Annotated in this window: 13 protein-coding genes; 5 read left to right on the top strand and 8 right to left on the bottom strand. The window is 71.1% G+C overall.

Translation table 11 applies throughout. The annotated features are described in order from the left end of the window. The first annotated feature begins 2 nt into the window (after positions 1-2). Entirely contained in the window at positions 3-593 is a 591-nt protein-coding gene (locus tag C4V41_RS37580; protein WP_103960760.1) for a TetR/AcrR family transcriptional regulator, read from the top strand. 36 nt (positions 594-629) lie between these two features. Here C4V41_RS37580 and C4V41_RS37575 read toward each other — a convergent pair whose 3' ends face one another. The 5 genes from C4V41_RS37575 to C4V41_RS37555 are packed head-to-tail and all read right to left on the bottom strand — an operon-like array spanning position 630 to position 5,424. Next, positions 630-2,210, bottom strand: coding sequence for a thiamine pyrophosphate-dependent enzyme (locus C4V41_RS37575; protein WP_103960759.1), 1,581 nt, complete (start codon positions 2,208-2,210; stop codon positions 630-632). Next, on the bottom strand, positions 2,207-2,977 hold the full coding sequence (locus C4V41_RS37570; protein WP_103960906.1) for an ABC transporter ATP-binding protein: 771 nt from the start codon (positions 2,975-2,977) through the stop codon (positions 2,207-2,209). Before C4V41_RS37570 ends, C4V41_RS37575 begins: the two co-directional genes overlap by 4 nt. After that, on the bottom strand, positions 2,970-3,719 hold the full coding sequence (locus C4V41_RS37565; protein WP_103960758.1) for an ABC transporter permease: 750 nt from the start codon (positions 3,717-3,719) through the stop codon (positions 2,970-2,972). The genes C4V41_RS37570 and C4V41_RS37565 overlap by 8 nt, the downstream gene beginning before the upstream one ends. Continuing rightward, a complete protein-coding gene (locus tag C4V41_RS37560; protein WP_235030624.1) occupies positions 3,716-4,489 on the bottom strand; it encodes an ABC transporter permease in 774 nt (257 codons plus the stop codon). The genes C4V41_RS37565 and C4V41_RS37560 overlap by 4 nt, the downstream gene beginning before the upstream one ends. After that, the gene (locus C4V41_RS37555; protein WP_103960757.1) at positions 4,486-5,424 is read right to left on the bottom strand and encodes an ABC transporter substrate-binding protein; all 939 of its coding nucleotides are present in this window, start codon (positions 5,422-5,424) and stop codon (positions 4,486-4,488) included. The genes C4V41_RS37560 and C4V41_RS37555 overlap by 4 nt, the downstream gene beginning before the upstream one ends. Before the next feature lie 101 nt (positions 5,425-5,525). Here C4V41_RS37555 and C4V41_RS37550 point away from each other — a divergent pair, with 101 nt between their 5' ends. Beyond that, positions 5,526-6,296, top strand: coding sequence for an IclR family transcriptional regulator (locus tag C4V41_RS37550; protein WP_103960756.1), 771 nt, complete (start codon positions 5,526-5,528; stop codon positions 6,294-6,296). Between the two features lie 49 nt (positions 6,297-6,345). Here the strand turns inward: C4V41_RS37550 and C4V41_RS37545 are convergent, their stop codons facing one another. Together C4V41_RS37545 and C4V41_RS37540 are read right to left on the bottom strand one after the other, a co-directional pair. Beyond that, entirely contained in the window at positions 6,346-7,206 is an 861-nt protein-coding gene (locus C4V41_RS37545) for a MurR/RpiR family transcriptional regulator (RefSeq protein WP_103960755.1), read from the bottom strand. After that, positions 7,203-8,633 carry a glycoside hydrolase family 3 protein gene (locus tag C4V41_RS37540; RefSeq protein WP_103960754.1) on the bottom strand — a complete coding sequence of 477 codons (1,431 nt, stop codon included), beginning with the start codon at positions 8,631-8,633 and terminating at the stop codon, positions 7,203-7,205. The genes C4V41_RS37545 and C4V41_RS37540 overlap by 4 nt, the downstream gene beginning before the upstream one ends. Positions 8,634-8,720: 87 nt before the next feature. On the opposite strand from C4V41_RS37540, the gene C4V41_RS37535 reads away from it, so the two are divergent. Then, positions 8,721-10,253: a glycoside hydrolase family 10 protein gene (locus tag C4V41_RS37535; RefSeq protein ID WP_103960753.1), complete on the top strand. Its 1,533-nt coding sequence runs from the start codon at positions 8,721-8,723 to the stop codon at positions 10,251-10,253. Positions 10,254-10,434: 181 nt separating this feature from the next. On the opposite strand, the gene C4V41_RS37530 is transcribed toward C4V41_RS37535, so the two are convergent. Then, positions 10,435-11,082, bottom strand: coding sequence for an FHA domain-containing protein (locus tag C4V41_RS37530; protein WP_103960752.1), 648 nt, complete (start codon positions 11,080-11,082; stop codon positions 10,435-10,437). Positions 11,083-11,263: 181 nt separating this feature from the next. Here C4V41_RS37530 and C4V41_RS37525 point away from each other — a divergent pair, with 181 nt between their 5' ends. Further along, a complete protein-coding gene (locus C4V41_RS37525) occupies positions 11,264-12,385 on the top strand; it encodes a citrate/2-methylcitrate synthase (RefSeq protein ID WP_103960751.1) in 1,122 nt (373 codons plus the stop codon). Further along, positions 12,382-12,681 (top strand): DUF3017 domain-containing protein, encoded by a 300-nt coding sequence (locus tag C4V41_RS37520; RefSeq protein WP_103960750.1) that lies wholly within the window; start codon positions 12,382-12,384, stop codon positions 12,679-12,681. The genes C4V41_RS37525 and C4V41_RS37520 overlap by 4 nt, the downstream gene beginning before the upstream one ends.

The following is a 12,681-nucleotide window of genomic DNA, read 5'->3' as shown; positions in this document are numbered from 1 at the left end:
CGATGGTCGCCTCCAGGAGCCGGCGTCGCCTCTCTCCTGAGGCCAGGCGCGGTGAACTCATCGACGCCGCCATCCGGCTCCTGGACTCCGGGCAGGACATCACCAACTGGGTCCAAGCCGTCACCACCGAGGCCGACTCCGCCAAGGGCACCTTCTACGTCTACTTCTCCTCCTGGGAGGAGATGCTCGCCGCGGTACGGGACCGCGTGCTGCGCGACTACGTGGACCGCTTCCACCGGTTGGCCGAGTCCGCCGAGCCGATCGACTGGTGGGCCACCGTCGACGCCGAATGCGCGGCGGCCATCGACTCCATCGCCCGGCCCAGCGGGCTCCATGCCGCCGTCTTCCACTCCGGCTCCGTGTCCGCGCCCGGACGCGCGGAGCCGGACATCATCGACGCCATCGCCAGGGCGCTGCGGCGCGGCATGGACGAGGGCGCGTTCCGCCCCGTCGACCCGCGGATCGCGGCCACCATCCTGTTCACCGTCCTGCACGGCGCCGCGGACGCGATCGTCGCCGGCGAGCGGCGGCAACCCTGGCAGGAGGCCGTACGCGACCTCACCCGCCACTGGCTCGCCCCCGGCGACGGCTAGACCCGACGTCCTTCGCTCAAAGACCCACCGGCGACCTCAGGGCTGGAAACCCGGATCCACGGCCACGGACACGTCGAGCAGCAGCGGTGAATCCCGCGCGGCGAGCGTGGGCACGATCTCGTCGAGGGCCGCCGTCAGCTCGTCGTACGACCCCACGCGCACCGCCGGGCACCCCAGCGACCTGGCCAGTGCCCCCATGTCGACCTCGTCGAACGGCGGCCACGGCGCCTTGCCCTCGCCCCGCTGGTCGGCCAGCCGGTCCATGACCGCGTACCGGCCGTTGGCGAGCACGACGAACAGCGCCCCCACCCGATAGTGCGCCGCGCTCCACAGCGCGTGCAGGCCGTAGAGCGCCGACCCGTCACCGACGACCGCCACCACCGGCCGGTCGGGCAGCGCCATCCGCAGCCCGACCGCGGCCGGCACGGCGAACCCCAGCCCGCCCATGGCGGCGGACAGGAACCCGAGCGGTGTCCTGGCGGGCATGAGCCGGTGCAGGTCAGGCCGTGAGGACGGCGTCTCCTCGATCAGTACGGTGTCGGCCGGCAACCGCAGGGCCAGCTCACGGAGCACGTGCGCGGCCCGCAGCGGCGGCAGTTCGGGAATCTCGGCAGGAGGCGGCTGATGGCGCCCGCGACCAGTCCGGGCCGGCAGCAGAGCGGTCAGCCGGGCGCAGACGGCGCCGGGGGAGGCCAGGTACGCCAGCTCCGCCGGACTCCGATGCGCCTCCGCCGGATCGTCGGTGACCAGCGCGACCACCGTCCCCGAGGCCACCAGCGGCCCCGGCGCGTACGGGTACTGCCGGAACACCGGCGCCCCCACCGCCAGCACCACGTCGTGCCCGGAGAGCGTCTCCCGCAGCCGCCCCCGATCGGCCGGCAGCACGCCCGCGTACTGCGGATGATCCTGCGGGAACCCGGCCCGCGAACCGAACGACTCCTGGAACACCGGGCACCCCAGCAGCTCGGCCAGCGGCACCAGCGAATCCCAGTCCGCCCGGGCACCGGCCACGATCGCCGGGGAGAGCGCCCCCGACAGCAGCTCGACCAGCGGCGCGAGGTCGTCGTCGGCGACCGCGGCGGGCCGCAGTAGCCTGCCGGGCGCCGCCACGGTCTCCCCTTCGAAAGGCGCCTCCCAGTCGTCCATCGGCACGACCACCAGGGCGGGGCCCCGCGAGGTGGCCGCCTCGTGAAAGGCCCGGGCGATCGCGCCGGGCACGTCCTGGGCGCGTACCGGCTGGTCCACCCGTACCGGATAGTCCCCGGCCAGCCCGTCCAGCCGCCCGGTCAGGAACGGCTCCAGCGCCAGGTGCCGCCGGTCCTGCTGGCCGACGAGGATCACCAGCGGCACCCGGTTGACCCGCGCGGTGGCGATGGCCCCGACGGCGTTGCCCAGCCCGGCGGTGGTGTGCAGGACGGCCAGCGCGGGAGCCTCACGCCCGATCGCCCAGCCGGTGGCCATGCCCACCACCGAGCCCTCGTGCAGGGCCAGTACGAAGCGCAGGTCGTCCGGCAGGCCGGTCAGCAGCGAGACCTCGGTCGAGCCGGGGTTGCAGAACAGCGTGGTCAGCTCGTAGCGCCGCAGCAGGTCGAAGACGGCGTCCCGCACCGTGGTCATCGTTCGCCCCTGGCCGCCTGGATCTGCCGGTAGACGTGCCCGCGCAGCTCCCCGAACCGGGGCAGCGACCGCGTTGTGAGCTGGTCGCGTTCGGGTGGCAGGTCGATCTTGAGGTCCTCCATGATCGTGGTGGGCGACGAGGACAGCACGACGACCCGCTGCCCCAGGTAGACGGCCTCGTCGATGTCGTGCGTGACGAACAGCGTGGTCACCTCCAGCTCGCGCCACAATCGCAGGATCAGGTCCTCCAGGTCCGCCCTGGTCTGGGCGTCCACGGCGGCGAACGGCTCGTCCATCAGCAGCACCTGCGGCTCGTACGCCACCGCCCGCGCGATCGCCACCCGCTGCTGCATCCCGCCGGACAACTGCCACGGATGGGCGTCGGCATCGTCGCTCAGCCCCACCGCCCGCAGGGAGTCGTCGACCAGCTCGCGCCGCCGCCCGGCCGGCACCCGCTTCTCCTTCAGCGGCAGCTCCACGTTCTGGCGCACGGTCATCCAGGGGAACAGGCTGCGCCCGTACTCCTGGAAGACCACGGCCATGCGCGGCGGCGGCCCGGTGACGGGCACGCCGTCCAGCCGCACCTCGCCCCCGCTGGCCGGCAGCAACCCGGCGACGCAGCGCAACAGCGTGGTCTTGCCGCACCCGGAGGGGCCGACGACGCACACGAGCTCGCCGGCGCCGACGTCGAACGTGATCGAGCCGATGGCCTCGACCCGGCGGCCCGGGCTCTCGTAGACCTTGTTCAACGAGGAGATCTCAAGCACGGGCGGCTCCACTGCCGTAGTACCAGGACAGGACGCGCCGTTCGACGCGGCGGAAGAGCGCGGACAGTCCCAGCCCGAGCAGGCCGAGCAGCAGGATCCCGCTCCACATCTCGGCGATCTGGAACTGCCGCTGGAACAGCACGATCGTGAACCCCAGACCGCTGGAGCTGGCGAACATCTCGCTGATGACCATGAGGATGATCCCGATGGACAGCGCCTGCCGCAGCCCGGTCATGATCTGCGGGCCGGCGCCTGGGAGCACGAAACTGCGCATTCGGGACGGCCCGCGCACGCCGTACATGCGGCAGGTGTCGGCGAGGACCTCGTCCAGCGCGCGTACGCCCTCCACGGTGTTGAGCAGGATCGGCCAGACGCAGCCGGAGACGATGACCAGCACCTTCATGGGGGTGTCGATACCGGCCAGCAGCATGATCAACGGCACCAGCACGGGCGGCGGGATGGCGCGGAAGAACTCCAGCACCGGTTCGAGCGTGGCCCGCAGCCGCCGCGACAGCCCGATCGGCACGCCCAGCCCCACGCCGAGCACCCCGGCCAGCGCGTAGCCCGCCAGCAGCCGTCCGACGCTCGGCAGCACGTCGTCGGCCAGCCGCTCGGAGAACCACGTCTCGGCGAACGCCCGCCCGACGGCGGCGGGGCTCGGCAGGTAGAAGGAGCTGCCGCTGACCGCCCACCAGACCAGTACGAGCAGCGCGGGCAGGGCCAGCAGCCTGACCACTCTCACGCGGCCACCTCCGCGCGCACGGCCGGGTGCCAGGCCAGCACCCTGCGTTCGAGCAGCCGTACGGCCGCGTTGACCCCGATGCCGACCAGTCCGGCCACCACGATCAGCGCGTACACCGCGGGCACCGCCCCGCTGCTCTGCGCCACCTGGATCTCGGCCCCCAGCCCCGGGCTGCCGATCACCAGTTCGGCCGTGACCGCCAGGATGAACGCCACCGCCGCCGCCAGCCTGAGCCCGGTCATGACGTACGGCAGCGCGGTCGGCCACACCAGGTGCCTGACCCGCGACCAGGCCGACAAGCCGTAGGACCGGGCGGTGTCGGAGGCGACGGAGTCCACGGCCGCGACGCCGTACAGGACCTGGATGAGCACCTGCCAGAACGACGCGTAGACCACCAGCAGCAGCGTCGAGCCCAGCGACGGCCCGAACAGCAGCGTGGCCAGCGGCACCAGCGCGACCGAGGGGATGGGCCGCAGGAACTCGATGGTGGAGCTCGTCAGCGCGCGCAGGCCGGGCACGATCCCGATGAGCACACCGGTCACGACCGCCGCGCAGAACGCCAGCGCCAGGCCCACCGCCCAGCCGCGCATGGTCTCGCCGAGCGCGATCCACAGCTCGTCGGTGGCGAGTTGCCCGGCCAGCGCGCTCAGGATCCGCGAGGCGGGCGGCAGGAAGCGCTCGTCCACCAGGCCGAGCCTCGGCACGGCCTCCATCAGGACCAGGAGCGCGCCGAGCCCGGCCAGGCCGTACCCGAGTCTGGTGCGGATCACGGCACCAGCGCCGACACGTCGATCTTCTCCTTGAGCACCCCGTCGGCCACCGCCAGGTCGGCGATGGTCTGCACGGACTCCTTGTTCACCTCGACCGGCCACTTCGGCAGGTAGATCTTCGCGATGACGTCCGGCGCGATCTTCGTGTACGTCTTCAGCACCTCGCGCACCTCGTCCGGATGCGCGTCGGCGTACTCCAGCGACTTGCGCATCGCCGCCGTGAACCGCTTGGTCAGCTCAGGGTCGGTCCTGCCCGTGGTGAAGTACATGGCCACGGTCAGGTTGGCGGCGGCGTCGGCGAAGTTCCAGGCCACGGGGCGGGCGCCCTGGCTGATCGCCTGGCTGACGAACGGCTCGACCACCCAGATGGCGTCCACCCGGCCGCCCTGCAGCGCGGCGGGAGCGTCGGGGAAGGGCAGCTCGACGAACTCGATGCCGGTCGGGTCGCCGCCGGCGTTGCGCACGGACGCGCGTACGGTCGTGTCGCCGATGTTCTTGAGCTGGTTGACCGAGATCTTCCGTCCCGCCAGGTCCTTGGCCGTCTTGATCGGGCTGTCGGGTTCGACCAGCACCGCGCTGAAGTCCTTGCCCTGCTCGCCGGTCGACGAGACGCCGTTGGCGACCACCTTCACGTCCAGCCCCTGCTGCTTGGCGGTCAGCAGCGAGGTCGTGTTGGCGAAGGCGAACTGGAACTGCCCGCTCACCGCGCCCGAGACGGCGGCCGCGCCACCCTGCACGGGGGTGATCGTGAGGTCGATCTTCTGCTCGGTGAAGAAGCCCTTGGCCTTGCCGAGATGGATGGGGGCGGTATCGACGATGGCGATCACACCGGCGTTGACCTTGGTCACACCGGAGTCCGGGTTGGGCGCCGCGGGCTGCGTGCCGCCGCACGCGGCCACGAGCAGGGCGGCGAGGACAACGAGAGCGCGACGCACGGTTGCTCCTATTTGTTCGCGATGCGCACATGTATTCTCTGACCGAACGACCCCGTATCGCGGAACTTACGCCTTTGTCCGCTCATGTCAAGGGGATCACCATGACCGATCATGTGCAGTCGCTGGCCCGCGGACTCGCGGTGATCCGGGCGTTCAGCGCCACCGAGCCCGAGCTCACGCTCAGCGAGGTGGCCCGCGCGACCGGGCTCAGCAGGGCGGCCGCCCGGCGGTTCCTGCTCACGCTCGCCGACCTCGGCTACGTGCGCAGCGACGGCCGGCTGTTCGCGCTCACGCCGCGGGTGCTGGAGCTCGGGTACGCCTATCTGTCCAGCCTGTCGCTGCCCGAGGTGGCCGACCCGCACCTCGAACGGCTGGCCGCCGAGGTGCACGAGTCGGCCTCGGTGGCGGTGCTCGACGGGGAGGACGTGGTCTACGTGGCGCGGGTGGCCACGGCGCGGATCATGCGGGTGTCGATCAGCATCGGGACGCGGTTCCCGGCCTACTGCACGTCGATGGGGCGGGTGCTGCTGGCGGGGCTGCGGGCGCCCGAGCTGGAGGCGTACCTGGAGCGGGTGGAGTTGCGCCGGCTGACCTCGCGCACGATCGCGCTGCCCGCCGCGCTGCGCTCTGAGCTGGACGAGGTGCGCGCCCAGGGCTGGGCGATGGTGGACCAGGAGCTGGAGGAGGGGCTGCGCTCGATCGCCGCGCCGATCCGCGACCGCTCGGGGCGGACGGTGGCCGCGGTGAACGTCTCCACGCACGCCACCAGGACGAGCATGCAGGCGGCCCGTCGCGACCTGCTCCCACCCTTGCTGGCCACGGCGAAAAAGATCGAAGCCGACCTGGCCTCGGTCCCGGGCAGCCGTCCCTGATCGAACGGGCCGAAGCGACCCGCACTATGGAAGGGGGTACAGCGGGCTTTTACCGGTTCCGGTAGCGGTCCGTCGCGTCCCTGGTGGCGCGGATGGCGGCGTCGGCCGTGTCGTACGTGCGCTGCGCCAGCCCGACGAAGATGCAGTCCACGATCAGGAGCTGGCTGATCCGGCTGGCCAGCGCCCCCGGCCGGAAGGCCGTTTCCCGCCCCGCCGAGACGAGCGTGTGGTCCGCCAGCTCGGCCAGCGTCGACCGCGGGTTGTTGGTGATGCCGACGATCAACGCCCCCGCCTCGGCCGCCGTACGGGCCGGGACCAGCACGTCGGGCGTCTCGCCGCTGCAACTGATCGCCACCGCCACGTCGCCGCTCCTGAGCAGTGCCGCGCTGGTCAGCGCCAGGTGGGCGTCGCTGAACGGGTGGCTGGACAGCCCGATGCGCAGCAGCTTCTGCGACATGTCGGCGGCCACGAGTCCCGAGGCCGCGACCCCGTACACGTCCACCCGCCGCGCCGCCGAGATCGCCTGGACGACCTCCCCGAGCCGGTCGGGGTCGAGCTGCGCGGCCGTGTCGGCCAGCGCCTCCGACTCGGCCCGCGCCACCTTGGCGATCACGTCCGTCAGCGGGTCGTCGGGCGCGAGGTCGCCGGGCACCAGGCGCTCGGGCTCCTTGGCCACGGCCGCGGCCAGCGCGAAGCGCATCTGCGAGTACCCGGCGAAGCCGAGCGCCCGAGCCGTCCGCACGATCGTCGCCTCGCTCGTCCCGGACACCCCGCTGAACTCGGTGATCGTGCTCCGCACGACCAGCCCGGGGTCCTCCAGGATGAGACGCGCGATGGCCTGCGCCGCCGGGGTGAGCGAGGGCAGCACCGCGCGTACGGCCGCGACCGGGTTCGCCGGCTCGGCGCTCATCTGAGCAGCCATTCCGCCGCGGCCAGCGCGGACACCCGGGAGATCCCGTGGGTGGCGACGTGGGTGGCGCCCTGGGGCGGAGCCGGGATGCCGGTGTCCACCACGATCAGGTCGGGCCGCAGCGCCAGCGCCCTGGCCACCGTGTCGCGCACCCAGGCGTGCCGGGCGGAGTCGTGCACGACCAGCACCACCGGCCGGTCGTCGAACGCGGGCAGCTCGCCCTCCGGCTCCATCTGCGCCCTGGCGGTGTTCGGCAGGAGGGAGGCGAGGGCCGCCGTGATGCCGGTCGGTGTGGCGGGGTCGACGGCCTTGTTGAAGCGGGTGTTGACCTCGACGACCAGCGGTCCCCTGTCGAGCGCGGCCTTGCCGGTCGTGGTCAGCGCCGCCCTGGCGGCCCGCAGGCCCACGCCCTCGTCGACGTCGTCGTGGGCCTGGTCGCGGAGGGCTGACCGGGCGGCGTACCAGGTGGAAAGGTCGCGCACGCGCGCGGCGGCCTCGGCCAGCCGCTCCTCGGGCAGGACGCCCGCGCGGACCGCGGCCACGATCGCGTCGCGGATCTCGTGCAGGCTCTCCTCGGTGGACAGCCCGACGCAGATGGCGTCCACGCCCGCGCCGAGCGCGCGCACCGCGATCTCGCCGGGGCCGAACATGGCGGCCACCGCCCGCATCTCGATCGCGTCGGTGACGAGCATTCCGTCGAAACCGAGCTCGCCCCTGAGGAGTTCGGTCATGACGGTACGGCTCAGCGTCGCCGGCCCCGACGGATCGAGTGCGGGCACGAGCAGGTGGCCGGACATGATCGAGCGCACCCCGGCGCCGATCGCGGCCCGGAACGGCGGCAGGTCGCGTTCCATGAGGACCTCGCGCGAGGCGTGCACCGTGGGCAGCGCGAGGTGGGAGTCGGTTACCGTGTCACCGTGCCCGGGGAAATGCTTGGCGCAGGCGGCCACGCCCGCGCCCTGGACGCCGTTGACGTAGGCGACCGTGTGCCGGGCGACCAGCTCGGGGTCGGGCCCGAACGACCGCACGCCGATCACCGGGTTGTCCGGGTTGGCGTTCACGTCGGCGGAGGGCGCGTAGTCGAGCGTGATGTCCAGGTCCGCCAGCATCCTGCCGATCTGGCGGCCCACCTGCTCGGTGAGCTTCACGTCGTCCACCACGCCCAGCGCCCGGTTGCCGGGGAAGGAGCTGCCGGCCATGACCTCCAGCCGGGTGACGGTGCCGCCCTCCTCGTCGATCGCCACGACCGTGCCGGGGTTCTCGGCGCGGAACTGCCGGATGAGCGGCTCGTCGATGGCGTTGCGGGCGAACAGCACCACACCGCCCAAACCCTCGCCCAGAGCCCGGCGCAACCAGTCGGGGGCGGAGGTTCCCTCGAACCCCGGATGCAGCACTGTCATCGCCAGTCTGTACAGGTCACCGCTCATCGGCATTTTCCTTCACAGTTGTTGATCTGAAGGTAATTTTCTGTCATCGTCGCCCTCGACACAACCACTTCCGAGAGGCCACCCCCCATGCCCAGCAGAAGGACTCTCCTGAAGGGCCTCGCCCTCGCCGCCGCCTCCTCCGCCCTCCCGCTGCCCGCCTTCGCCGAAACCGGCTACGTTCCCCCGCTGCGGCAGATGCGCGGCATGTGGATCGCGTCGGTGGTCAACATCAACTGGCCCTCGAAGATGGGGCTGAGCGCCGATGAGCAGAAGGCCGAGTTCCTCGCCTGGCTGGACGTGGCCGTGCAGCGCAAGCTCAACTCGGTGTTCGTGCAGATCCGGCCGACGGCGGACGCCTTCTGGCCGTCACCGTTCGAGCCGTGGTCGCAGTATCTGACCGGCACCCAGGGGCAGGACCCCGGCTATGACCCGCTCGGGTTCGCCGTGGCGGAGACCCACAAGCGGGGACTGGCCTTTCACGCGTGGTTCAACCCGTACCGCGTCTCGATGCAGCCCGACCCGGCCAAGCTGCACCCCGACCACCCCGGGCGCAAGCACCCCGACTGGATCCTGCCGTTCGGCGGCAAGCTCTACTACAACCCCGGCATGCCGGAGGTCCGCAAGTTCTGCCAGGACGCCATGATGGACGCGGTCACCCGCTACGACATCGACGGCCTGCACTTCGACGACTACTTCTACCCGACCAACACCACGGCCTTCGACGACAGCGCCGCCTTCGCGCGGCACGGCGCCGGCTTCCCCGACCTGGCCACCTGGCGGCGCCACAACGTCGACCTCATGGTCCAGGAGATGCAGCAGCTCGTGCTGCGGGCCAAGCCGGAGATCGCCTGGGGCATCAGCCCGTCGGGCATCTGGCGCAACAAGGCCAGCGACCCGCTCGGCTCGGAGACCAGCGGCGGCCAGTCCTACGACAACCTGCACGCCGACACCCGTGGCTGGGTCAAGAAGGGCTGGCTGGACTACATCGCGCCGCAGCTCTACTGGTACATGGGGCAGCCGCCGGCCGACTACACCAAGCTCGTGCCGTGGTGGTCGGACGTGGCGAGCGGCACGAAGACGCTGCTGTGGATCGGGCAGGCGGCGTACAAGGCCGGCGACCCCGCCCAGGCGGCCGAGTGGCAGGTTCCGGGCGAGCTGTCCAAGCACCTGACGCTCAACCGGAACCACCCGGAGATCGGCGGCGACATCTGGTACAACGCCAACGACGTCAAGGTGGACCGGATCGGGTCGATCTCGACCGCCGTCGCCGACCACTACCAGCGGCCCGCGCTCGCGCCCGTGCTGCCCAGGCTCGCCGGCGGCAAGGCGCCCAACCCGCCGTATCTTGCGCACGCGGTGCGCAAGCAGGGCGGCGTCGAGGTGCGGGCGGTGGCCACCGGCAGGGCGACGCCCTTCCTGTTCGCCATCTACCGCTTCGACCGCAGCGCTCCGGCCGACGCCTTCGCCAACGCGCGCAACCTGGTCGCGGTCGTGCCGCTCGACCGTAACCAGGCCGTCTGGACCGACCCCGAAGGTCAGCGCGGCCACCACTACTACGTGGTCGCGGTGGACCGGGCCAACAGGACCAGCGAGCCGAGCAGCGGAATCAAGGTGACCTAGGGGCCAGCCTCGGAGCATGCTACGCCTGCGCGCGTCGCCGGCCGATTCCTGACCGGCGACGAGCCCGGCGGGTCGCCCCGAGGGGGCGCTCGCCGCTGCTCATGGCCGTGCCGCTGGGGCCACGGTCGAAGGTTTCGACGCTGCCGGAACCCCTCGCCGTAGCCCCGGTCGCGATCCGTCGTTAAGAAGCCCTGCGCCCGGCCGCCGATGGCTGCTCGGCCGCGGGTCCCGAAGACCGCTGTGGTGGCACCACGGGGGTCGGGCGGACCAGACCGAGCGCGACGACCTCATTGGCCAGCCGTGTGCGCCGGTTGGTGCCCTCGGGAATCCGGAACTTCTGGTAGAGCCGCAGCAGATGTTGCTTGACCGCGGCCTCGGTCACGACCAGGTCGTCGGCGATCTCGCGTGCGGTCGCCGGGGCGACGAACGCCTCATCCGACAGCGCCGGCCTGCAGAGCGAGGTCAGCACATCGACCTCGCGCCTGGTCAGCTCGGGCGCCGCCGCCCTGCGCAGCTCGACCTCAGGGGCGAAGTCCTCACGAGGGACTCCGCCGATGCGACCCCGCGCCGCGCCGAAGGAAACGACGTCGCCGTCGTCAAGGACCCTCCGGGCGATCGGCCTGCCGTTCACCCGTGTGCCGTTCCTGGACAAGCCCAGGTCGACGACATACAGGTAGGGTCCTCGTCTGACGAACTCGGCATGGAGTCGAGACACGCTCGGATCGGTGAGCCGGATATCGACACCCCGGCCCCTTCCGACCGTCGTGATCTCGGGGCGCAACGGGACCACCTCGCCAGTGTCCTCGATGCGTATGAACGGCCCCTCCACGGCAGTTCCTCCCCAGGTAGCCCGCCGTAACTATTACTACAGCTCCGGCTTACCCAACCGAGGGGATGCGGAATCTCCTTTGCCGAAAGCAGAATCCCTCGTGAAATTGGTCTGGACCTTTGCAGTCGGTTTTACCTGCTCACGGGTAGACTTCGGACGAAGATAAGCGGAGGAATCACTCATGGCGGACAAGCCCACGAAAGGTCTGGCCGATGTCGTCGCCGCGTCCACAGCGCTGAGCGACATCGACGGAAAGGCCGGTCGCCTCTTCTACCGTGGATACGACATCCACGACCTGGCCGGCCGCGCGACGTTCGAGGAGACCGCGCACCTGCTCCAGCGTGGCAAGCTGCCCACCCGTTCCGAGCTGGCCGCCTACGGCGACGAGCTGGCGCGGGGCCGGGAGCTGGGCGCCCTCCTGTCCGCGAACATCGCCGAAATAGCCGAGAAACAGAAACCGATGGAGGCGCTGCGCTCGCTGGTGTCGCTGGCCGGCGCGGACGATCCGGACAAGGACTCCATCGACCCCGAGGCCAACCTGCGCAAGGCCGCCCGGCTGGTCGCGCAGCAGCCCCTGCTGGTGGCCCACTACCACGCCGCCCGCACCGGAGGCAGCGCCCCTGAGCCGGACCCCTCGCTGAGCATCGCCGCGAACTTCCTGCTCCAGGTCACCGGCCGCACCCCCGGGCCGCGCGAGGTCGAGATCTTCGACGAGTGCCTGGTCCTGCACGCCGACCACACCATGAACGCCTCCACGTTCGCCGCCCGCGTCTGCGCCGCGACCCTGTCGGACATGCACTCCGCCATCGTCGCCGCCATCGGCACCCTCAAGGGCCCCTTGCACGGCGGGGCGAACGAGCAGGTCATGAAGACGCTGGAGTCGCTGGCTCCCGGTGGTGTGGCGCAGGCCGTACGCGACAAGCTGGCCGCGGGCGAGAAGATCATGGGCTTCGGGCACCGCGTCTACAAGACCGAGGACCCCCGCGCCACCCACCTGCGCAGGATGTCCGCCGAGCTGGCCGAGTCCACCGGCGACGACACCTACTACCGGATGTCCAAGGAGATGGAAGAGGTCGTCCTCGAGACCAAGGGCCTCTATCCGAACGTCGATTTCTTCGCCGCCTCGGTTTACCACTACCTTGGCATTCCGACCGACCTGTTCACGCCGGTCTTCTCGATCAGCCGCATGTCGGGCTGGACCGCTCACGTCATCGAGCAGCACGCCGACAACCGGCTGATCCGCCCTGACAGTGAGTACATCGGTGAGACGGACCAGAAGTGGAAGCCGATAGACGAACGGTGAGCGACAGCACCGGGCGCGAGCGCTGGGGGCCGTATCCGCTGATTCTGGCGGGTGCGGCCATCGGCGTGCTCGTGATCTTCGTGATGAGCCCGCGCTGGGGCGGGTTCGCGCTGGGCGCGGTCATCATGATCGCCGCCGCCCTCCGCTTCGCCGGGTACGGCGGTCAGCTGGCCATCAGGAGCAAGAAGAACGACGTCATCACGCTGTCCGCGTTCGGATTCGTGCTCGTGCTGACCTCGCTTCTGCTCTACAACAACGAGCTGAAGGCCCTGATCCTGTCCCTTTTGGCCCCGTGA

Origin of the sequence: Nonomuraea solani, from assembly GCF_900108335.1 — a bacterium.
GTDB lineage: Bacteria > Actinomycetota > Actinomycetes > Streptosporangiales > Streptosporangiaceae > Nonomuraea > Nonomuraea solani.
Note: the sequence above shows the minus strand (reverse complement) of the source record. Positions and strands in the feature narration are given on the sequence as shown.